This window comes from Rhizobium sp. KNZ14-9A, from assembly GCF_056755015.1.
In genome coordinates, this window is record NZ_JBPGXB010000002.1 from 48,995 (window position 1) to 69,624 (window position 20,630).

Genomic DNA, 20,630 nt, shown 5'->3' on the forward strand with positions numbered 1-20,630 from the left:
TCTATTTCAAGGGAGGAAACCATGAGGAAGGCATTATTACTTACAGCCGCAGTTCTAGCATTGACCGCCGGGCAGGCCCTGGCCAAGAAGCAACTCGTCATCGTCGTCAAGGGCCTCGACAATCCGTTCTTCGAAGCAATCAATCAAGGTTGCCAGAAGTGGAACAAGGAGAACCCGACTGCGGAATATGAGTGCTTCTACACTGGTCCGGCATCGACATCGGATGAAGCCGGCGAAGCGCAGATCGTTCAGGATATGTTGGGCAAGGCAGACACGGCTGCAATCGCGATTTCGCCGTCAAATGCAAAGCTCATCGCGCAGACCCTGAAGACCGCCAATCCGACGGTTCCGGTGATGACGCTTGATGCCGATCTTGCAGCCGAGGATGCAGCCTTGCGCAAGACCTATCTCGGCACCGACAACTATCTGATGGGCGCACGCATCGGCGAATACATCAAGAAGGCCAAGCCGAAGGGCGGCAAGATCTGCACAATCGAAGGCAATCCGGGAGCAGACAATATTCTACGCCGCGCGCAAGGTATGCGTGACACGCTCACTGGCCAGAAAGGCCTGACCGCATTGAAAGGCGAGGGCGGTTGGACGGAGGTCGCAGGCTGCCCGGTCTTCACCAATGACGACGGTGCCAAGGGTGTGCAGGCAATGACCGATATCCTCGCGGCCAATTCCGACCTCGACGCATTCGGCATCATGGGCGGCTGGCCATTATTCGGCGCGCCGCAACCCTATCGTGACCTGTTCAAGCCGATGGCCGACAAGATCGCCAGCAACGATTTCGTCATCGGTGCTGCCGATACGATCGGTGACGAGGTTGCTATTGCGAGAGAAGGCCTGGTGACTGCACTCGTTGGCCAACGGCCGTTCGAGATGGGCTACAAGGCACCTACGGTGATGATGGATCTGATTGCCGGCAAGGCAGTTGAAGATCCGGTATTCACCGGGCTCGATGAGTGCACGAAGGACACAGTCGATACCTGCATTCAAAAGTAGGCTCGCGGCTTGGCGCACCCGGTACAAGGGTGCGCCGACTGCCTCGACGTGGCGGATCGAAAGATCTGCAGGGCTTGACGCGCCCTGAATTCCGAGCTTTGTGCCGGATCCAATCGCAGGCGACTTCCTCGTTATTACGATTGTTTTGATAATACGTGCAGACAGTCGAAAGAATGCTGAGGCAGTAGAAATAGATGCCTGACAAGAAATCGGGAAAGCCTATGACTCCGGTCGAGGTGGCGGTGGTTGACCGCTCAGCCACCACAAGGCGCCCAAATGCTCCCCGCATGACGGGGGCGAGTGTTCATGTGTCTTTGGCGGGCGAGATCGGTCTCCGGATCGTGCGCGGTGACTATCCGCCCGGCACGATCCTGCCAAACGAGGCAAAATGGTCGCAAGTCTTTGAAGTCAGCCGGTCGGCGGTGCGCGAAGCGATCAAGATGCTGATGGCCAAGGGCCTACTTTCTTCCCGCCCAAAAATCGGCAGTTGGGTCGAACCCAAGGAACGTTGGAACCTGCTGGATCGGGATGTATTGGGCTGGTATGCCGCATCACCCGATCGCGAATCGTTTCTGAGGGCCGTGCAGGAACTCAGGCATATCATCGAGCCGGAAGCGACCGCGCTTGCTGCTGAGCGCCGAACTGAAGAGCAAATGAACGCGATCAGCCAGGCCCTGCATGATATGGGTCACGCGACATCACTCCAGCAGCGAACGGAAGCCGATGCGCGATTTCACATCGCGATCTTGCGCGCCTCCGGAAACGATCTGCTGGTGCCGCTCGGCGTATTGATCGAGTTGGCGCTGAACCACCTGTTCACCCATGTCACGCGTGAGGAAGACGACTTGGTATATGTGCTGAAACTTCATGAAAATATTGAGAAAAGCATCCGATTGCAGCGACCGAACATGGCGCGCAACGCAGTCCGCAAGGTGCTGGCAAATACAGACCAAATCATAGCACGGTGGTCACGATAGAAATTTGTATCCTGTCCGGCTGAGGGCTCGGTCGCCAGTCCCGCGTGCGTATCTTGAAATATCGCCGAACCACTGACGGAAAAGCCCGCTCTCAAGCGGGCTTTTTGTTGGCCAAGAGCTTAAATTTAAAACCCGTTGCTTAGGAGGCCAGCGCTGTGGCCCCGCGCGGCGACCTCGCCATCAGTCGTGCATATGCGATGGCTGACAGCATATTGACGTGGTTGGCGCGGCCGGTTCCGGCGATGTCGAAGGCGGTGCCATGATCGACCGAGACGCGGTCGATCGGCAGGCCGAGGGAGACGTTCACGGCGGTCTCAAAAGCGACAAGCTTGATCGGGATGTGGCCCTGGTCGTGATATTGGGCGATGACGAGATCGAAGGCGCCGTTATAGGCGCGGGCGAAGACCGTGTCGGCGGAGATCGGGCCGACCACGTCGATACCCTTGGCCTGTGCGAGTTCGACGGCAGGCGCCAGGAATTCCGTGTCTTCGGTTCCGAAGAGGCCGTTTTCGCCACAATGCGGGTTGAGACCGGCAACGGCGATGCGGGCTTTCTTGCCGAGGCGCATGAAGTGATTGTGGCCGGCTTCGATCGTTGCCAGCACGCGCTCGGTCTTGGCCCGCTCGATCGCACCCTTCAGCGAGATATGGGTGGAGACGTGGATCGTGTTCAGCCGCTCGGAGGCGAGCAGCATGAAGGAACTCTTGGAACCGGTCAGATGCGCCAGCAGGCCGGTATGGCCATCGAAATGATGGCCGGCAAGGTTCATGGCTTCCTTGTTGATCGGCGCCGTGACGATGACGTCGGCCTCCTTCGACATTGCGAGATCGACGGCGCGGGCGATGTAGCGAACGGAGGCGTCGCCGGCGACCGGGCTGACCTTGCCGATTTCGGGGAGGGGGGCGCCAAGCGGTACCTCATCGACGGCGATGGTATTTCCGTCTTCGGAGGCGGAGGGGCCAAAATTGAGGCCGACGTCAGTGGCGCGCGCAGCGCGTTCCAATGCTTCGGCATTGCCAACGATGACGAAATCGCGCCGTTCGGCGGCCGGCAGTGCGGCCAGCGCCTTGACGATCACTTCAGGGCCTACGCCGGCAGGGTCGCCAAGGGTTACTGCGACTTTTGCATTTCTGTCCATCAAACAAATTCCTCTTGAAAGCCCTGCCTCAATAGGCCGCTTCGTAGATCGAGCGTATGTCAGTGCGCGTCAAGTCGCGCGGATTGTTATCGAGCAGCCTGCGGATCGCGAAAGCATCGTCGGCCATAGCGTCGAGATCGTTTTCCGGCACACCGAGGCCGGAGAGCGTCATTTCGATGCCGAGTTCGGCGCAGAAGGCATAGGCCGCATCGAAGACCGATGTGACGGTATCGGATGTGTCGTAACCAAGCGCTTCCATGACCGCCTTCGTCTTTTCCGGCACGGCCGGCGTGTTGAAGGCGAGCACATGCGGGAAGATCAGTGCATTGGCCGCGCCATGGGCGACATGCCAGCGGGTGCCGAGCGGATAGGCGAGTGCATGGCCGCCGGCGGTATTGACCGGGCCAAGGCAGAAGCCGCCATAGAGTGAGGCCAGCGAAAGCCCGGCGCGGGCTTCGGCATCCGAGCCGTCGCGCACGGCTCTTGCAAGATACTTGCCGACGAGCCGCGTTCCCTCGATCGCATACATGTCGATCATCGGATGCGCCTTGCGATTGGTGAAGGCCTCGACGCAATGCGCCATGGCATCGATGCCGGTTGCGGCGGTGGTGCGAGCTGGAACGGAGAAGGTCAGCGACGGGTCGATGACGGCGATATCGGCGAGCATGTGAAGGCTCTCGACCGCGAGTTTAGCCTTGGTCTCGGGATCGGTGACGAGCGCGCGGATGCCGGCCTCGCTGCCTGTGCCCGATGTGGTCGGCACCTGCGCGAGCGCTGCCTTGCGCGCCTTCTGCACCTTGTTCGGGCCGACAACTTCGCGAAGCGTCTGCTGCGAGCCGGCAAGTACGGCAGCGAGCTTGGCAAGATCCATGGCGCTACCACCGCCGAAGCCGACGATGAGCTCAGCCTGTGTCGCTTCTGCCGCGGCGAGCACTTTGTCGAGATTGGCAATATCCGGCTCGGGCGTTACATCGGAGAAGACCGAAACCTCACCCTTCAGCTGCAGCACATCAATGCGTGCGGCGTTGAAAGCATCCGAGATAACCAGCGTTCGGGAATAACCCTTGCCGGCCGCCCAGGCGCCCAACTTCCCCGCAGTTCCGACACCGAACTCGATCAGGTGTGGCCGGACAACGGTAATAGGTGAATCCAAACTGACCATATACGGTCCTCCCGATGCGCGACGGACTTGACCGCCAATGATGTAAATTTGTTATCCTGTCCTACCGTTTTTGGCAAGAATGAATGAGGATTTTTCTCGTCTGTCGATCAATTCCCGGCAAATGGGAGGTGTTTTCATGCTCTTTGTATTGCTTAAATAATTGATATATAATGATAATTATTGCAATGCGACATTGGGTTCGTCTAGCTAAGCCAGCTTGGTCAATCGCTTGTCGTGTATTTGTAAAAATAATGACGCGCATGGAGGAGGCCGAAGTGTTTCACACATTTGGCCTCCTCCATCTGCAGTCGGAACTTGCGATTGCTTCTAAGCAATTGATTCCAAAGGAAGACGCACATATTTGATGGCGCGCCGGTAATAGGTGTAGGCTACATGAAGCGCGCCATCTGGTCCCTGCGTGATGGAGGGATAGGAGAACTCGCGATTGAGCATATCCTTCGAATTGTTGCTCAGGCAGTAACCATCGCCGGTATCGAGATCGAACTTGCGTTCGAAATGACCATCTGTATTGGCAGAAACTGCAAGGCTGAGCGGCGCGCGCGGAACGCCCCAGATGGCCTTTCTGGCCGGCATGCTCGAAATTTCCGCGACAGGCGCCTTATCGCTTTCGATTTCGTCATAGAGCGAGTGGCGTCGCGCATCGGAGGACGCGGCGTTGCTGTGGTTGTAAACCATCGCGATTCTCCGGTCCGTCAGCCCTACGGCCTGGATCGAGGAATTATTGTTGGGCAGATTGGTCGGCTCCGGAGCGCTCCAGGTCTCGCCCCGGTCTAATGACAGCGAGGCGCGAATATTCTCCGAATAACGATCGCGGAAGAAGGCGATCATCCTATCGCCCTCGAGCGGTATGATATTCATGTGCACGGCGCCCAGACTGCCTTCTATCTCCTTCATTTGCCAGCTCTTTCCAGCATCGCGGGAGATCAGAACGCCTGCGGTGTCGGCATCGCCGCTCCAGCGCTGACCGGGCAGGCTGATGCAACGGAAGATGGGAAGTAACCAGTCGCCTTTGCCATTAACGACAATCTGCTGGCGCACGAAGGTGCCCGGCAGGTCGCAGAGAATGGTGGGCGGAGCAAAACTCTCGCCACCATTTTCAGAGATCCGGCATTTGACAACCGCGCCGTCCTGATCGCCAGATGTTTGCGAGGTGTAAAGCAGCCAGACCCGACCATCCGGCGCGTTGAAAATCAACGGATTTTGCTCGGATTTTGCCGGATCGTCAGACATCTTCTCCGGTTCGGACCAGCGATCCGCGCCGGGTGCCAGCCGCGACATGTAAATCGAGATGTCGCCCATGCCTTCCATCGTGCCACCAAACCAGACGCAGGTCAGCGTGCCATCGGCCAGAAAAGCGAGATTGGAGGCGTGGTTCTGGATGCAGGGAGAGGGGAGATAGGCATCAAAGCGGTCAGTCTGGGCGGTATTTGCTCTGAGGACACCGTCCATCAACGTCGGAATGTCCTCGGGCTTCAAACCTGTCGTTTGCATGGCATCCTCCTTTACGGCAGCTTTGCGTAGCCTTCGGCGAGCGCTGCATATTCGGCATCATTGAGTGGCACCAGCGGCGGGCGCGTGCGTCGCCAGCCGGCATTGCCGGTCTTCAAGCCGACCATGGCTTTGATCGTCGGGATCTGGACATAGGAGTTCGACAGGGTGCGGAAGGCATTGATGCGCGCCTGCGCAGCCTCGACCTCTGCCCTCTTCGTCTCGTCGTGGACATGGTCGTAGACCGTGCGCAGCGAATTTGCGACGAGGTTCGAGGTCGCGGTAATGCAACCGGCGCCTCCGGCCTTCAGGAGCGGTAGCAGTAGCGGGTCGGCACCACACAGCACCGAGAAGCCAGGGCAGGCTGCGATGATCGCCTGCATGTTGGTGAAATCGCCTGCGGATTCCTTAATGCCGACGACCGTTTCCGGGAAGGCTTCGACCAGCCGGCTGATCAGCGGAATGGAGAGCGGAACGCCTGAGACCTGCGGGATATGATAGAGGATCACCTGCAGCCTGGTATCGCCGATCTTCTCCAGAATCTGCGCATAGGCAGTGAACAGCCCCTCATCGGAGACACCCTTGTAGTAGAAGGGCGGCAGCATGACCACCTTGGTAACACCAAGCGAAAGCGCATGCTTCGTCAGTTCGACCGTCTCGGGAATGGCGACGACGCCGGTGCCTGGCAGCAGCTTGTCGGCTGGAATGCCAGCCTTCAGAGCCGCTTCGAGGATCATGCGGCGTTCGGGGGAAGAGAAGGAGTTGGCTTCGCCCGTCGTTCCGAGCAGTGCCACGCCGTGGCAGCCTTCTTCGATCAGCCGCTGGCAATGTTCGGTGAAAAGGCCGAGATCGGGGCTGCCATCGGTATTGAGAGGGGTGGTGGCGGCGCTATAGACGCCTGTAATCTTGTGATTGCGCAAAGTATCCTCCTCGTCAGACCGGGCCTTCCCGGCACGTTCCTACGCTGTCGTATTCATCTCAATGCGGCGTAGTTGTCAATCTTACAAATTTGAAAATTTCGTATGCGCATTTTCAAGATATTGATTTTTATCATTAAATAATTGAGATCCTCGTTTTTAATCTTTCGTACCCTATTTTCCATTGACAGATTTACATTATCGCGCAAATGTCAGCGCCATATCGCGCAGCTTCGGGGAGGTCTTTCGAAAGGCGCGCTATTTGCCACGGAGGAGCAAATGACAATTGGTAGTGACCAAAACTTTTCGCAGATTTCCCGTCGTGAAGCGCTGAAGCTCGGGCTTGCGGCCGGTGTCGGCTTCTCGCTCTTCGGTGCGAGCGCGCGCATCGTCATGGCGCAGGACGGACAGGTCTTGAAGGCCATCAATCCGGCCTTCGACCAGGACTGGTCGCCGCTGCGCGGCGGCGGCAGAACCTTCCGCTGGAATTCCTTCTGGTGGGCGTCGCCGATGTATTTCGACGCCGAGGGCAAGATCCAGCCTTACGTCTTCACGAGCTGGGACTCGCCGGACAAGAAGGTCTGGACGTTCAAGATCGACCCGAAGGCAGTCTTCTCCGATGGCAGCAAGATCACCGCGGCCGATATCAAGGGCTCCTGGGAGGTTTCTTCCATGCCCAATACGAAGAACCAGCGCGTCGATCAGGTGCTGAACAAGGTCGCCGGTTACAAGGAAATCTCCGCCGGCTCCGCCAAGGAGCTGACCGGCGTAACAACGCCTGATGAATTGACGGTTGTCTGCACGCTGACGCAGCCAGATCCGATCTTCTTCATGCGCCTTGCCAACCACATCGTCCCGATCACCAAGGCCGCCCAGTCGCGCGGCAGCGATGGTGAGGAGGTGGCCGATTGGTACAAGCCTGATGGCAGCGCCGTCTATTCCGGTCCCTTCAAGCTGACGGCGCTTGATATCGACGCCGGCACGCTGACCTTCGAGCCGAACGAAAAGTTCTTCGGACCGAAGCCGAAGCTCGCCCGCATCGAGATCAGCTCGATCGAAGACAACGTGACTGCGACCTCGCTGATCAAGTCCGGCGAATACAATGCTCACACCGAGCTCGTCACCTCGACGATCATCCAGGATCTCGGCCCGGAGTTTTCTGCCGGTCCGCTCATCCCGACCAGCCAGCATTTCTGGTTCAACACGTCGCGCGCGCCGATGGATGACCCGAAGGTGCGTCAGGCGCTGATCATGGCGGTCGATCGCGACGGCCTGTTCAAGGCGTCCTATCCGGATGGTCCCCACAAGAAGGCCGACCAGATCCTGAACTCGGTTCCGGGTGCTGACAATTCCGGTTTCGAACCCTATCCGTATGATCCTGCAGCGGCCAAGAAGTTGCTGGCTGAATCGAGCTATGGCGGTCCTGAGCGTCTTCCAAAGCTGCTGTTCGTCGGCATTTCCGGCCCGGCGATCCAGGCGGCTGCCCAGTTCATCGCCGAGCAGTGGCGCCAGAACCTAGGCATCACTGCCGTCGACATGAAGCCGCAGCAGGACGCCTATGCCGGTCCGGACCAGAACTCGGTTCAGATCTTCCGTGATGACGTCGGTACGCGTGTTCCCGATGCGGTCTCCTATCTCGCCGGTTCGATCGCCTCCCCCTCGTCCAACGCCCAGAATAAGCTCGGCGGATACAAGAACGACAAGGTGGACAGTCTGCTGGCGGAAGCCGCGACCAAGGCTGCCGATGATCCGGATCGCGTGAAGCTCGCGCAGGAGGCCCAAAAGGCCTTCCGCGACGACTGGGCCTTCCTTCCGTGGTACTCTCAGGCGATGTCGCGCTGGGCAACCAAGGACGTCAAGGCAATGGAAAAGAACCTCGACTGGCAGGTCGTGGCTCCCTGGGATGTTTCCATCGGCTGAAGCCGATAGCAGGGCCGCATGATGCGGCCAAAGCAGCGGCGCGAAGGCCGAAAGGCCTTCGCGCTATATTTCAAGAAGAACCGGCGGCTGCGGCCTCCCGCGGGAATGCGCCGGGCAAGAATGGGAGGTGGCCTTGCTACGCTATGTGTTCACGCGGTTTGCCATCTGGATTCCGTCTGTCCTTGTCGTGATGATGGCCGTCTACGCGATGGCGTTCTATGGCGCGGGCGATCCGATCAAGCTGATCTTCCTTCGCGCGCCTGGTGACGTCGCTTACAACCCACAGCGGATCGAGGCGATCCGCGAAAGTGCTGGTCTCAACAAGCCCTTCATCGAGCAGTTCGGCCTCTATGTCTGGAACCTCCTGCACGGGCAGTTCGGCAATTCGTTGACATCCGGCCGCTCCGTCTGGGCAATGGTTTCGGCAGCTGCTCCCGTCTCCTTCCAGCTTGCACTCTGTTCCATCATCCTGACGACGGTCGTTGCGATCCCGCTCGGGATGATCGCCGCTCTGAACCAGAACAACCGCATCGACTATACGATCCTCGGTACGGCACTTTTTCTCTGGGCGATCCCTGCCTATGTCGCCGGTCCGCTGCTGATGGTGGCGCTGATCGTGCTGTTGCCGATGATCAAGGTGCCCTACGGCTGGGGCGGCGTCTTCGACATGCGCATCATCCTGCCGCTCGTCGTGCTCTCCTTCCAGCCGATCGCGCTGATCGTGCGCCAGACGCGCGCCGCCGTTATTGAAGTGCTGTCCGAAGATTTCGTTCGCACCGCGCGTGCCAAGGGCGTGCCGGAAATCGTGGTGGCGCTGAAGCATATCCTGCGCCCGGTGCTGACGCCCGTCGTCACACAGCTCGGTCTCATCATGATCACCATCGTCAACGGCGCCATCTTCGTCGAGCTCGTCTTTGGCCTGCCGGGTCTCGGCCGGTTGACCGTGCAGGCGCTCACCAATTCCGATTATCCCGTCATTCTCGCGATCACCCTGATCGGATCCTTCCTGGTCATGGTGTCGAACCTGCTGGTCGATGTGCTCTACCCGCTGCTCGATCCGCGCGCAAATGATTCCAGAAGGAGCCGCTGATCATGTCCGCTATTCCTCTTTCGACGATCGACACGGCCGAGGAGCCGCCGGTCAACCTGTGGCGCGATGCCTGGCATCGCCTGAAGCGCAACAAGCTTGCGATCTTCGGCCTGATCGTGATCGTGGTCCTCGCCTTCACGGCGATCTTCGGTCCGTATCTGACGCCATATGACTATCTCAGTCAGGATCTTGCCTCGCGCAATGCACCGCCGTCCCTCGCGCATTTCTTCGGAACTGATGATCTCGGCCGCGACGTCTTCAGCCGCATCGTGTTTGGTACGCGCACGGCCTTCCTCGTTGCCGTCATCGTCACCTTTATCGCTGTCGTGATCGGGCTTCTGCTTGGTGCGGTCGCCGGCTTCTTCGGCAATCCCTTCGACCGGGTCATCATGTGGCTGACGGATGTGACGATGTCGGTACCGAACCTGCTTCTCGTCGTCGTTATCAATGCATCGCTGAAGACGCCGATCACCAAATGGATGGAGGCGCAGTATCTCGTGACCCTCAATCCGTTCTACCGCCAGACGGTCTGGGTGGACTTCCTCCTGGTCTTCGGTTCGATGGCGCTGATCTCCTGGCCGCCCTATGCGCGCCTCGTTCGCGCGCAGGTCCTGTCGATCCGCAATCGTCCCTACGTCATGGCGGCACAGGCGCTTGGCCTTTCCAACTGGATCGTCATCATGCGCTACATCGTGCCGAATGCGCTTGGTCCGCTGATCGTTTCCGTCAGCGCCGGCCTAGGCACGGCAATGGTGCTGGAAAGTGCCTTCAGCTTCCTCGGTGTCGGGGTTAACCCGCCCACGCCGAGCTGGGGCAACATGATCTCGGACGGCCTACGCGTATGGCAGCATTATCCGCATCTCCTCGCCGCTCCGGCGGCCGTGCTCGGTCTTGCTTCGGTGGCCTTCAGCTTCCTCGGCGATGGCCTCAACGACGCACTCAATCCGCGGGGCAGCAAATGATGAACGCAACCACCAGTGAACGCCTGCTGGACGTGAAGGACCTCACCATCGAGATCGACACGCGCCGCGGCCCGGCCGTCGTCGTCGACGGCATCGACCTCTACGTCAACAAGGGCGAGACGCTTGGCGTCGTCGGTGAATCCGGCTGCGGCAAGAGCCTGACGATGTTGAGCCTGATGCGGCTTCTGCCGAACAAGATCAAGGTAACGAAGGGTACGGCCAAGTTTGACGGCCGCGACCTGCAGAAGATGTCGAACCGCGAGCTGCGCAAGGTGCGCGGCGGCGATGTCGGCTTCGTCTTCCAGGATCCGATGACGTCGCTCAATCCGGTCATGCGCATCGGCGACCAGATCTGCGAGCCGCTGATCTATCACCGCGAGATGTCGAAGAAAGAGGCACGGGCTCGCGCCGTCGAGCTTCTGCGCCTCGTTGGCATTCCGGGGCCGGAAGAGCGGCTGATGGCCTATCCGCACGAGCTGTCCGGTGGCATGCGCCAACGCGTGATGATCGCGATCGGCCTTGCCTGCAATCCGAAGCTTCTGATCGCCGACGAGCCGACGACTGCACTCGACGTGACGATCCAGGCCCAGATCGTCGATCTGGTGAAGGATCTGCGCGCCAAGCTCGGCATGTCCGTCGTCTGGATCACCCACGACCTCGCGCTGATTGCGGGTCTCGTCGATCGCGTCGCCGTGCTCTATGCCGGCACGGTCGTGGAAGATGCGCCTGTGGACGAGCTTTATGCTCGTCCCAGCCATCCTTACACGCGCGGCCTCTTGTCCTCGATCCCGAAGCTTTCGGATGCGCCGGCAAGCCGCCTGTCCTCGATCGGCGGCACGCCGCCGGAGCCCGGCCGCCGGCCGAAGGGCTGCCCCTTTGCGCCACGCTGCCCGCTGGCCGAAGCCGTCTGTCATGAGCGTGTGCCGCGGCTTGAGCCGATTTCCGGCAACAGCGCGCATCGCGCCGCCTGTTTCGTCGTCCAGAGAATGCAGGAGGCTGCGTGATGGGTGCTCAACCGCTCTTGAAGGTCGAAAACCTCGTCAAGCATTTCCATGTCAAGCTCGGTGCTTTCGGAGAACGCTCGGCGACCGTCTATGCGCTCGACAATGTCAATCTCGAGATCATGGAAGGCGAGACGCTGAGCCTTGTCGGCGAATCCGGCTGCGGCAAGTCGACGACCGGCTTCACCATCCTCAATCTCTACAAGGCGACTAGCGGCAAGGTGGTCTATAAAGGCCAGGATCTTGCGACGCTGGACGAAAAGCAGATGCGGCCGTTCCGCCGTGACCTGCAGATCGTCTTCCAGGATCCCTATTCAACGCTGAACCCGCGCATGACGGTCGGCGAGGCGATCGGCGAGCCGATCCTCTTCCACAAGCTTGCCACCAAGGCCGAGCTGAAAGACAAGGTCGCAGCGCTGCTGACGGATGTCGGCCTGCCGACACGTTTTGCCCAGCGCTATCCGCATGAGCTCTCGGGCGGCCAGCGCCAGCGTGTCGTCATTGCCCGCGCGCTTGCCTGTCAGCCGAAGTTCATCGTCTGCGACGAGGCGATCTCGGCGCTCGATGTGTCGATCCAGGCGCAGATCATCAACCTGCTGCTCGACCTGCAGGAAAAATACGGCCTGACCTATCTCTTCATCGCCCATGACCTGGCCGTCGTGCGCCATATCAGTACGCGCGTCGGCGTCATGTATCTCGGTCGTCTGGCCGAGCTTGCAACGCGCGAAGAGCTTTTCGACAATCCGCTGCATCCCTATACGAAGGCGCTGCTTTCGGCCGTGCCGGAGACCGATCCGGAGCTTGAGCGGTCACGTAAGCGTCAGATCCTGCAGGGCGATGTGCCAAGCCCGCTGAATCCGCCGACAGGCTGTCGTTTCCATACACGCTGCCCGATCGCGATGGAGGTTTGCAGCAAGGTCATTCCGGAATGGAAGGAAGCGAAGCCCGGCCATCTCGTTGCCTGCCATGCCGTCAATCCGGGGCAGACTTCATGACTTTGAAAGTCGCCATCATTGCCGACGACCTGACCGGCTCCCTCGATACGGGTACACCCTTCGTGGAGGCCGGGTTGTCAGTCGCTGTGGCGATCGATGTGGAGGCGGCTGGCAAGGCGCTGGGAACCGGCGCCGAAGTCGTTGTCGTCAATACTGCTTCGCGCGGATTGCCGGAAGCGGATGCGGTCGCGCGCGTGCGGGCCGTTGCCGAGACCCTGCGCGCTGCCGGGTCGGCCATCTTCATGAAGAAGATCGACTCGCGGCTGAAGGGCAATGTCGCAGCCGAAAGCATTGCGCTTGCCGATGTGCTGGGTCTCAAGACAATCCTCATGGCGCCTGCCATTCCCGATCAGGAGCGGATCACCTATCGTGGCTGCGTGGTCGGGCGCGGTGTGGAGCATCCCTTGCCGATAGCCGGCCTCTTTGCAGGATCTGGCCGCGACGTGATGGTTGCCGATGCCGAAGACGATGCCGATCTCGATATTGTCGTCACGGAGAACGACTGGCTTTCCACCCTTGCAGTCGGTGCCCGTGGTCTGGGTTCCGCCCTGGCGCGCCGGCTCGGCGGAACCGCGCGGCTGATGCCGGAATTTCTTGCGACGCGAAAAACACTCTTTGCCTTCGGCTCGCGGGATCCGATCACTTCCGGGCAGATGGATCGTCTGGAAGCTTCCGGTGCGTTGCGTGTCGTTGTCGATGCGCCCATGGGCGCGGTTGAAAGTGGTGAGGGTCTGGCGCTGCCGGCGCTGGTGCGCTGCACAGGCGAGATGAAGAGCGATGCCGCACTCGTTGCCACTCGCTTTGCGCAGGGTGTGAAATCGGTCATAGATGATACCAACCCGGACATGATCATGGTGGGCGGCGGCGATACTGCGCTTGCCGTTTTTCGCGAACTGGGCGTTTCGATCCTGTTGCCGAAGGGGGAAATCGAGGCCGGTATTCCGTGGTTTGACGTGACCGGCGTCAACGGGCGGCAATTCCGGTGTGCCGTCAAGTCGGGGGGCTTCGGCAATTCCGATAGTTTGCTAAGACTGATCGTTCGGAATCGGGCGGCGTAACGGATGCTAGCAGGGAGAATGAGAGTGGATGAAGCGAATGGCGGATCGGTGAATCCGGAAGCGGCGCCGGCAGCCCGGCCAGGCAGAGCCGTGAAGCTGGTCGACCGTGTCTTCGATCAGCTGATGGAGCGTATCCGCGCCGGCAACTATCCGCCGGATTCACGCCTTCCGGGCGAACATGAACTTGCCTCTCTGCTGGGCGTCTCGCGCCCCATTGTGCGCGATGCGCTGGCGCGTCTCAGAGAGCAGGGGATTGTCTATGCAAGGCAGGGGGCTGGCACCTTCGTCAGCGCGCATGGCTCGCCGACGGCGCAGCTTGCCTATTCGCCGGTCAAGACGATTGCCGATATCCAGCGCTGCTACGAATTCCGCCTGACGATCGAGCCGGCTGCCGCCTATTTTGCTGCCAAGCGCCGCGACGATGCCGCGATCCAGAAGATTGCCGCAGCCCTTGCGGATCTGCGCGAAGCGACAAGTCATCAGCTGCACCGGGTGGATGCCGACTTCGTCTTCCACCGCGCCGTCACCGAGGCGGCCAACAATCACTATTACACGGCCTCCATGGATGCGCTGAAAGCGCATATCGCCGTTGGCATGCATCTGCACGGGCTTTCGCTGCTCGGCCCGCGGCCTGGGCTGGAGCAGGTGTACAAGGAGCATAACGAAATCTACAAGGCGATCGCCGAGGGCAGGGCGGAGAGCGCCCGTGACCTGATGCGCGCTCACCTGGAGGGTTCACGCGACCGTCTGTTCGAAGGACGCGTGCTCGACCTGTCCTTCTGAGGAAGCCCGGCTCCGTGATGTGGACTCGAGGCCTCATTCCTCGAATAAAGCTCGTTCCGTCGCGAATATCTTGGTGATGTATTCGGCGACGGTCCGGATCGGCAGATCCTTGCGCTGCTGGCGTCGGGTGAGAAGCCAGGCTTCCCGCGGCGGCGGGACGAGCTCGAGCGAGCAAGCATAGAGGCTTTTTTCTGTGCGACCGATGTAATGCGGCAGGAGCGCCAGACCTGCGCCTGACTTGGCAGCCATCGCCTGGGAAACCTGATTGTTGGCGCGGAAGGACACACGCGCGTGCGAGAAGTGGCGGGCCAGCCAGATCGCCTCGGGCACATAGCCGTTCACCTCGTCAAATCCGACGAAGACGGGTTCCGCGCCGTTTTCGACCTGCCGGCAAACCTCCTGCGTTCCGTAAAATCCGTATCCGATTGTCGCGAGCTGCTTGGCAATGAGATCGCCGTCCTGAGGTTTTGCCAGGCGTATGGCGATGTCGGCCTCGTGGCGTTCAAGGCTTATGGTACGCAGGTCAGTCGCAAGGTCGATGTCGAGGCCCGGATATTGTTTGGTGATTTCCGCCAGACGGGGGATCAGGAAGCCCTGCGAGAGTGCGGGCGACGCGTTGATGCGCACCAAGCCTTTCGGCGTGTCATCCTTCCAGCCCCGTCCGAGCGTCTGGACGGAGGCTTCCATATCGCTTGCTGCAGTGAGTGCGCGGGTTCCGGCGGGTGTGAGCACATAGCCGTCCGGGCGGCGCTCGACCAGTTTTTCGCCGAGCGTTTCCTCAAGTGAATGAAGCCGGCGGGCAATCGTTGCGTGGTTGACGCGCAATGTGCGGGCCGCGGCCGAAAGGCTGCCGTGCCGTCCGAGTGCGAGAAAAACCCTGATGTCCTGCCAATCGGGCTCTGTGCGTTTTTTATCAGCCATTGGCAAAGAATAGAGAATTTTTCGCAGAAGGGAACGGGACTAGATAGGAGGCGACCTCGAAACAGAAAGGTTGCCGACATGACCTCTTCCAATCTTAATCTCACGCTTATCGGCGGGCCAACCGTGCTGATCGAACACGGCACGCTCCGGCTTCTCACCGATCCGACCTTCGACCCGCCGGGCCTCTACAAGGAAACGCCAGTCCGTTTCGAAAAGACTTCCGGCCCTGCCTTGTCGGTCGAAGAGATTGGTCGGCTGGATGCGGTTCTTTTGAGCCACGACCAGCACTTCGACAATCTCGACAATGCCGGACGGGCAATGCTTCCTGACGTCCGCACCACCTTCACGACGAAGGCTGGAGCGGAGCGGCTGGGCGACAATGCGCTGGGCCTTGCACCGTTCGAAACCGTAACGCTGGAAGGCGCCGGCGGCGAGAAGCTGCTGGTCACCGCAACACCTGCCCGCCACGGCCCCGTCGGCATCGAGCCGATTTCCGGTGATGTCGTCGGTTTTGCTCTCGGCCGCGAAAAGCCAGGTGACCTTCTCTACGTGACCGGTGACACGGTCTGGTACGAGGGTACGGCCGAGGTTGCGCGGCTGTTTTCTCCCAAGGTCGTGCTGTTGTTTACGGGCGCTGCCGAGCCCCGTGGCCGCTTCCACGTGACGATGGGCAGCGAAGACGCTCTGGAGGCGGCGCACGCCTTCCCGAACGCCCTCCTCGTATCCGCGCATAACGAAGGCTGGGTGCACTTCCGCGAAACTCAGGACCAGCTCGCACACACGTTCTCGGTCTTCAACCTCAAAGATCGCCTGAAACTCTTCGAAAAAGGCAAGCCGCTCGCCGTCGACCTGACGGCCTGATCACCTCTCAAACATGGCGCAAAGCGCCATCTTCCACGGAGACATACCATGAGCAATGAACAGAAAGTCGCAATCGTCACCGGTGCCTCGCAGGGTATCGGCGCGGGCATCGTCGAAGCCTATCGCAAGGAAGGCTATGTCGTCGTTGCCAACTCCCGCAACATCCAGCCTTCGTCCGATGCAGGCATTGTCGCAGTACCCGGCAGCATCGGCGAGCGTGGCGTGGCCGAAGAGGTGGTCAAGACGGCCGTCGAGCGTTTCGGCCGCATCGATACGCTGATCAACAATGCCGGCATCTTCATCGGCAAACCGTTCACCGAATACACGGTTGAGGACTTCAACAACGTCATCAACGTCAACGTTGCGGGCTTCTTCCATGTCACGCAATTTGCCATTGCCCAGATGCTGAAGCAGAGCCATGGTCACATCGTTCAGATTACGACGGCCCTCGTGGATCAGCCGATCGCCGGCGTTCCCACGGGCCTTGCGACGCTGACGAAGGGCGGTCTCGACGCCGTAACCCGCGGGCTTGCGATCGAATATGCCAAGAGCGGCATTCGCGTGAATGCGGTGGCGCCCGGTATCATCAGGACGCCGATGCATGCGCCGGAAACGCATGAGTTCCTCAGCGCCCTGCATCCGGTCGGCCGCTTGGGTGAGGTGAGCGAAGTCGTCGATGCCGTGCTCTATCTGGAGCGTGCCGGCTTCGTCACCGGCGAGACGCTGAATGTCGATGGCGGCCAGCATGCCGGTCGCTGGTAAGCCGAGAGAATAGGCAACGGACGGAGCGCTCCATAGCGCCCGTCCTTCAAGGAGAACGACAATGCCTTATGTGAATATCAAAGTGACGCGTGAAGGCACGGCTCCGGGCGCAACCAGCACGACGCCGGAGCAGAAAGCCGCCCTGATTAAAGGCGTCAGCGATCTGCTCTTCGATATCCTCGGCAAGCCGCACGACAGCACCTTTGTCGTCATTGATGAAGTCGAGATGGAAAACTGGGGTGTCGGTGGTGTGCCTGTGCCTGAATATCGCAAGCAGCTTGCGGAAAAAGCAGCAAAGCAGAAATAGTGTCGTGGCGGCCTGCAAAGCCGCCACTCGCTTATGATCAAACGCAATGCATGGAGTATCGTGTCATGGGCAATTGGCAGGACAATCGTATCATCGGCCTCTTCGGGATCGAGCTCCCCATCATTCAGGCCCCAATGGCAGGCGCGACCACGCCCGAGATGGTGATTGCGGCGAGCGAAGCCGGCGGTCTTGGATCGCTTCCTGCAGCGCTACTGACAATCGAGCAGACGAAAGCGGCACTCGACCAGATACGCTCGGCGACATCAAAGCCGATCAATGTGAATTTCTTCGCACATGCCAATCCTGCAACCGATCCCGTCGCCCAGATGAAATGGCGCACCGCGCTTGCGCCCTATTATGTCGAGCTGGGGCTCGATCCTGCCGCGCCGGTGCCGGCGGCAGGGCGTGCACCTTTCGATAGCGATTATTGTGCGGTTGTCGAAAGCTATCGGCCCGAAGTCGTCAGCTTCCATTTCGGCCTGCCGGGAGCGGACCTGCTTGAGCGCGTGCGGCTCACCGGTGCGAAGATCATCGCTTCGGCGACGACAGTCGCGGAGGCGCGCTGGCTGGTGGAGCGCGGTGTCGATGCGGTCATTGCAATGGGCCTGGAAGCCGGCGGACACCGGGGCAATTTCCTTGATGACGACATGATAACGCAGGTCGGTACGATGGCGCTCGTGCCGCAGATCGTCGATGCTGTTTTCGTGCCTGTTATCGCGGCTGGTGGCATCAGTGACCGGCGCGGTGTTCGCGCCGCTTTTGTGCTTGGCGCGTCCGCAGTTCAGGTGGGTACCGCCTATCTCTTTACGCCGGAGGCAAAGGTCACGACCTTTCACCGTGAAGCGCTGAAATCGGCGCGGGACGACAATACCGCCTTGACCAATATCTTTACCGGCCGTCCGGCACGGGGGATTGTCAATCGTATCATGCGGGAAATCGGACCGCTGTCGGACACCGCACCGGCCTTCCCGACCGCCGGCGGTGCACTTGCGCCGCTGAGAGCGGTGACCGAGAAGGATGGCAGGCCGGATTTCAGCAATATGTGGGCCGGTCAGGCCGCGAGCCTAGCGCGCGAAATGTCGGCGGCGGCGCTGACGCGTTATCTCGTCGAGGCCGATTAAGACGGTCGCTGCCGTTACAATAATATGTCAGCCCTCCGCGCCGGCTGCCTTCGCCTGCTGGGTAGCGCGGAGCGTGGCTGTTGCGGCGGCGGCCGCGCCGTTCTTGTCGTCGCCGCCGACCTGAACCATGGGCTGGGCGAATTCGATGCCGTTGCTCTGGAAGGCTTCCCGGATCATCGCGTAGGCCTTGCGGCGAATATAGGTCTGCATGCCGGGCACGGTCGTCATGGCGAAACTCAGGACGATGCCGTAGTCGCCGAATTCCTCGACGCCCTTCATCTTGAGCGGCTCGATGAAGAGGGGACCGACCTCGGCATCTTCTTTCAGCTCTGCGCCGATCGCCTTGGTAATTTTCCGGGCCTTGTTGATGTCGGTGTTATAGGCGACCGAGATGCGGAATTTGTCGATCACCCAGTCGCGGCTCATGTTCTCCACAGCGCCGAGCTCTCCGAAGGGGACAGTGAAGACTGGGCCGCGATGGTGGCGCAGCCGCACCGAGCGCAGGCTGAAGCCTTCCACCGTTCCCTTGTAGTTTTTCGCCTGAATATATTCGCCGACGCGGAAGGCATCGTCGAGCATGTAGAAAACGCCGCTGATGACGTCCTTGACCAGCGTCTGTGAACCGAAGCCGATCGCTACGCCGAAGATGCCCGCGCCGGCGATGAGCGGCCCGATCTCGACGCCAAGCTGGGAGAGAACGATCAGGCCGGCCATGACCGCCACCATGACGGCAAGTCCATTGCGGAAGATCGGCAAAAGCGTCCTGAATCTCGCGCGTTTTGCCACTTCGGCAGGGGCGAGGCCGGTCGCGTCTGCAGAGGTGGTAATGGTGCGATCGATCCAGCCCTTGGCAAGCTGCCAGAGAAGATCGGCAATCAAAAGTACGATGACGCCTTTCAGCAATCCATTGAGGACGGCGGCTATCGTCGCGTTCTGATTTGCGAGGGAATCCGGGCTGAAGCGCCAGACGAGAGCAAGCCACCCAGCAGCGAGCGCGATGACGATTGCCCGACTGCCGCGCACGAGCAATATGCTCTTCGGACTCTCAGGCGGTGCAGAAGTGAGTGTTGCCGCAGCCCTGCCCGTGGCGCGCAACAGATCCGGCAGGACAAGGACATAGACGCCGATCCAGAAAAGACCTTGCAGATCCAGGCACCAGAGTGCCCATAGGAGGGCAAGAAAGGCGGTCAGCCCTGCCTTTATGACAAGGGGATGGATGAGAGCCGACCAGACCGTTTCAATCGCCAGCGCCAGTAGAAGAATCGAGAAGCCGTAGGAGATCGCTTCGGTGACGGCGGGATCAACGCCAAGTGGTGCTCCGAGTGTTGAGGTTGCTACAGCAAACAGTGTGATGCCGAGAAAGATTCGGGCGCGGATAACAAGCCCGGGGCGATTGCTTTCCACGAGGCCAATCAGGACAGCGCCGATGCGGTAGACGATGAAGGCGACCAGATAGGCAAGGAGGACCAGCCGGGCGAGCGGCGGCCATTCGACGGCGAAGAATATGATCGCCACAACCACGCTAAAGACTGCGACCGGAAGAAGACGGGCGACCGGGCCGATCGATGCGGGGCGCGCGCGCCTGAAGAGCCATTCGGCGGCCGCGCCTATTGCGACCAAGCCGGCAAAAATCAGGAAGATCGGCGCATAGCCGTGTGAGACGGCGTCCTGGCGAGCACGAGCGGCGCCTTCGGACATTTCGGAGGGGATGCGCGGAACGGCCGCGAGAATACCATCGATGCGCGCGCGCACTCGCGCTTCCCAGGTCGCAAAGCCTGATGGCTGGGCGGCTGCGGCTGTTGCGTCCTGCTCCTTCTTCCGACTTTCCAGCCAGGTTTGGATCTCGGGATCCTGCAACAGGCCTATCAGTTGGTCGATCTTCTGCTGAGGCGGTGGTGGCGCGGTTTGAGCCGCCGCCGCGGTCACAACGAGGAAAGCCAGAAGAAATACCGCCAGCCTGATCATCCTAGATGTCTCCCGGCGAAGCTGCCGGTTGCAGCAGAGGCCGTCACCGATCTGTCCATGCGCTCATCCTTACACAAATAGAAGGATGTGCACAGCCGATGCGTTTAGGGGAGTACGTTACGGTAAACTCCGGCGTAAAGGCGAGGGAGGAAGCGTAAACGGTGGCGAATTTA

Annotated in this window: 19 protein-coding genes; 13 read left to right on the forward strand and 6 right to left on the reverse strand. The window is 60.3% G+C overall.

What is annotated here, in order from left to right; all coding sequences use genetic code 11:
- Positions 1–21 precede the first annotated feature (21 nt).
- Both ACR9ZQ_RS06330 and ACR9ZQ_RS06335 read left to right on the forward strand, forming a co-directional pair.
- Positions 22–1,008, forward strand: coding sequence for a substrate-binding domain-containing protein (locus ACR9ZQ_RS06330; protein ID WP_029868596.1), 987 nt, complete (start codon positions 22–24; stop codon positions 1,006–1,008).
- Positions 1,009–1,202: 194 nt separating this feature from the next.
- Positions 1,203–1,985, forward strand: coding sequence for a FadR/GntR family transcriptional regulator (locus ACR9ZQ_RS06335; protein WP_481427329.1), 783 nt, complete (start codon positions 1,203–1,205; stop codon positions 1,983–1,985).
- A gap of 139 nt (positions 1,986–2,124) precedes the next feature.
- Here the strand turns inward: ACR9ZQ_RS06335 and pdxA are convergent, their stop codons facing one another.
- The 4 genes from pdxA to ACR9ZQ_RS06355 form a co-directional block, all read right to left on the reverse strand.
- Positions 2,125–3,123, reverse strand: coding sequence for a 4-hydroxythreonine-4-phosphate dehydrogenase PdxA (gene pdxA, locus ACR9ZQ_RS06340; RefSeq protein WP_481427330.1), 999 nt, complete (start codon positions 3,121–3,123; stop codon positions 2,125–2,127).
- A gap of 28 nt (positions 3,124–3,151) precedes the next feature.
- On the reverse strand, positions 3,152–4,285 hold the full coding sequence (locus ACR9ZQ_RS06345) for an iron-containing alcohol dehydrogenase (RefSeq protein ID WP_029868599.1): 1,134 nt from the start codon (positions 4,283–4,285) through the stop codon (positions 3,152–3,154).
- 327 nt (positions 4,286–4,612) lie between these two features.
- Positions 4,613–5,797 (reverse strand): sialidase family protein, encoded by a 1,185-nt coding sequence (locus tag ACR9ZQ_RS06350; RefSeq protein ID WP_481427331.1) that lies wholly within the window; start codon positions 5,795–5,797, stop codon positions 4,613–4,615.
- An 11-nt stretch (positions 5,798–5,808) separates the two neighbouring features.
- Positions 5,809–6,714, reverse strand: a complete 906-nt coding sequence (locus tag ACR9ZQ_RS06355; protein ID WP_310386127.1) for a dihydrodipicolinate synthase family protein — start codon at positions 6,712–6,714, stop codon at positions 5,809–5,811.
- 276 nt (positions 6,715–6,990) lie between these two features.
- On the opposite strand from ACR9ZQ_RS06355, the gene ACR9ZQ_RS06360 reads away from it, so the two are divergent.
- The 7 genes from ACR9ZQ_RS06360 (at position 6,991) to ACR9ZQ_RS06390 (ending at position 14,520) form a co-directional block, all read left to right on the forward strand.
- A complete protein-coding gene (locus ACR9ZQ_RS06360) occupies positions 6,991–8,631 on the forward strand; it encodes an ABC transporter substrate-binding protein (protein ID WP_481427332.1) in 1,641 nt (546 codons plus the stop codon).
- A 133-nt stretch (positions 8,632–8,764) separates the two neighbouring features.
- The gene (locus ACR9ZQ_RS06365) at positions 8,765–9,721 is read left to right on the forward strand and encodes an ABC transporter permease (RefSeq protein ID WP_113322721.1); all 957 of its coding nucleotides are present in this window, start codon (positions 8,765–8,767) and stop codon (positions 9,719–9,721) included.
- Positions 9,722–9,723: 2 nt separating this feature from the next.
- Positions 9,724–10,683 (forward strand): ABC transporter permease, encoded by a 960-nt coding sequence (locus tag ACR9ZQ_RS06370; RefSeq protein WP_481427333.1) that lies wholly within the window; start codon positions 9,724–9,726, stop codon positions 10,681–10,683.
- Positions 10,683–11,687 (forward strand): ABC transporter ATP-binding protein, encoded by a 1,005-nt coding sequence (locus ACR9ZQ_RS06375; RefSeq protein ID WP_405049747.1) that lies wholly within the window; start codon positions 10,683–10,685, stop codon positions 11,685–11,687. The genes ACR9ZQ_RS06370 and ACR9ZQ_RS06375 overlap by 1 nt, the downstream gene beginning before the upstream one ends.
- The gene (locus tag ACR9ZQ_RS06380) at positions 11,687–12,679 is read left to right on the forward strand and encodes an ABC transporter ATP-binding protein (RefSeq protein ID WP_310386119.1); all 993 of its coding nucleotides are present in this window, start codon (positions 11,687–11,689) and stop codon (positions 12,677–12,679) included. Before ACR9ZQ_RS06375 ends, ACR9ZQ_RS06380 begins: the two co-directional genes overlap by 1 nt.
- A complete protein-coding gene (locus tag ACR9ZQ_RS06385; protein WP_481427334.1) occupies positions 12,676–13,737 on the forward strand; it encodes a four-carbon acid sugar kinase family protein in 1,062 nt (353 codons plus the stop codon). Before ACR9ZQ_RS06380 ends, ACR9ZQ_RS06385 begins: the two co-directional genes overlap by 4 nt.
- Before the next feature lie 24 nt (positions 13,738–13,761).
- Positions 13,762–14,520: a FadR/GntR family transcriptional regulator gene (locus ACR9ZQ_RS06390; protein WP_310386115.1), complete on the forward strand. Its 759-nt coding sequence runs from the start codon at positions 13,762–13,764 to the stop codon at positions 14,518–14,520.
- 33 nt (positions 14,521–14,553) lie between these two features.
- Here ACR9ZQ_RS06390 and ACR9ZQ_RS06395 read toward each other — a convergent pair whose 3' ends face one another.
- The gene (locus ACR9ZQ_RS06395) at positions 14,554–15,441 is read right to left on the reverse strand and encodes a LysR family transcriptional regulator (protein ID WP_310386113.1); all 888 of its coding nucleotides are present in this window, start codon (positions 15,439–15,441) and stop codon (positions 14,554–14,556) included.
- A 78-nt stretch (positions 15,442–15,519) separates the two neighbouring features.
- Here ACR9ZQ_RS06395 and ACR9ZQ_RS06400 point away from each other — a divergent pair, with 78 nt between their 5' ends.
- The 4 genes from ACR9ZQ_RS06400 to ACR9ZQ_RS06415 all read left to right on the forward strand — a co-directional run bounded on the left by ACR9ZQ_RS06400 (position 15,520) and on the right by ACR9ZQ_RS06415 (position 18,492).
- Complete coding sequence (locus tag ACR9ZQ_RS06400; protein WP_481427335.1) at positions 15,520–16,302, forward strand: MBL fold metallo-hydrolase; 783 nt, start codon at positions 15,520–15,522, stop codon at positions 16,300–16,302.
- Positions 16,303–16,350: 48 nt separating this feature from the next.
- Complete coding sequence (locus ACR9ZQ_RS06405) at positions 16,351–17,064, forward strand: SDR family NAD(P)-dependent oxidoreductase (protein WP_481427336.1); 714 nt, start codon at positions 16,351–16,353, stop codon at positions 17,062–17,064.
- A 61-nt stretch (positions 17,065–17,125) separates the two neighbouring features.
- The gene (locus tag ACR9ZQ_RS06410; protein ID WP_113322707.1) at positions 17,126–17,371 is read left to right on the forward strand and encodes a tautomerase family protein; all 246 of its coding nucleotides are present in this window, start codon (positions 17,126–17,128) and stop codon (positions 17,369–17,371) included.
- A gap of 65 nt (positions 17,372–17,436) precedes the next feature.
- Positions 17,437–18,492 carry an NAD(P)H-dependent flavin oxidoreductase gene (locus ACR9ZQ_RS06415; protein ID WP_310386108.1) on the forward strand — a complete coding sequence of 352 codons (1,056 nt, stop codon included), beginning with the start codon at positions 17,437–17,439 and terminating at the stop codon, positions 18,490–18,492.
- 27 nt (positions 18,493–18,519) lie between these two features.
- On the opposite strand, the gene ACR9ZQ_RS06420 is transcribed toward ACR9ZQ_RS06415, so the two are convergent.
- Positions 18,520–20,457 (reverse strand): mechanosensitive ion channel family protein, encoded by a 1,938-nt coding sequence (locus ACR9ZQ_RS06420; protein WP_481427337.1) that lies wholly within the window; start codon positions 20,455–20,457, stop codon positions 18,520–18,522.
- Positions 20,458–20,630: the final 173 nt, after the last annotated feature.

Coding starts and splice junctions, on each gene's coding strand:
- ACR9ZQ_RS06330 (WP_029868596.1), top strand. CDS start 22: ATGAGGAAGGCATTATTACTTACAGCCGCAGTTCTAGCATTGACCGCC.
- ACR9ZQ_RS06335 (WP_481427329.1), top strand. CDS start 1,203: ATGCCTGACAAGAAATCGGGAAAGCCTATGACTCCGGTCGAGGTGGCG.
- pdxA (WP_481427330.1), bottom strand. CDS start 3,123: ATGGACAGAAATGCAAAAGTCGCAGTAACCCTTGGCGACCCTGCCGGC.
- ACR9ZQ_RS06345 (WP_029868599.1), bottom strand. CDS start 4,285: ATGGTCAGTTTGGATTCACCTATTACCGTTGTCCGGCCACACCTGATC.
- ACR9ZQ_RS06350 (WP_481427331.1), bottom strand. CDS start 5,797: ATGCAAACGACAGGTTTGAAGCCCGAGGACATTCCGACGTTGATGGAC.
- ACR9ZQ_RS06360 (WP_481427332.1), top strand. CDS start 6,991: ATGACAATTGGTAGTGACCAAAACTTTTCGCAGATTTCCCGTCGTGAA.
- ACR9ZQ_RS06370 (WP_481427333.1), top strand. CDS start 9,724: ATGTCCGCTATTCCTCTTTCGACGATCGACACGGCCGAGGAGCCGCCG.
- ACR9ZQ_RS06375 (WP_405049747.1), top strand. CDS start 10,683: ATGAACGCAACCACCAGTGAACGCCTGCTGGACGTGAAGGACCTCACC.
- ACR9ZQ_RS06380 (WP_310386119.1), top strand. CDS start 11,687: ATGGGTGCTCAACCGCTCTTGAAGGTCGAAAACCTCGTCAAGCATTTC.
- ACR9ZQ_RS06385 (WP_481427334.1), top strand. CDS start 12,676: ATGACTTTGAAAGTCGCCATCATTGCCGACGACCTGACCGGCTCCCTC.
- ACR9ZQ_RS06395 (WP_310386113.1), bottom strand. CDS start 15,441: ATGGCTGATAAAAAACGCACAGAGCCCGATTGGCAGGACATCAGGGTT.
- ACR9ZQ_RS06400 (WP_481427335.1), top strand. CDS start 15,520: ATGACCTCTTCCAATCTTAATCTCACGCTTATCGGCGGGCCAACCGTG.
- ACR9ZQ_RS06405 (WP_481427336.1), top strand. CDS start 16,351: ATGAGCAATGAACAGAAAGTCGCAATCGTCACCGGTGCCTCGCAGGGT.
- ACR9ZQ_RS06410 (WP_113322707.1), top strand. CDS start 17,126: ATGCCTTATGTGAATATCAAAGTGACGCGTGAAGGCACGGCTCCGGGC.
- ACR9ZQ_RS06415 (WP_310386108.1), top strand. CDS start 17,437: ATGGGCAATTGGCAGGACAATCGTATCATCGGCCTCTTCGGGATCGAG.
- ACR9ZQ_RS06420 (WP_481427337.1), bottom strand. CDS start 20,457: ATGATCAGGCTGGCGGTATTTCTTCTGGCTTTCCTCGTTGTGACCGCG.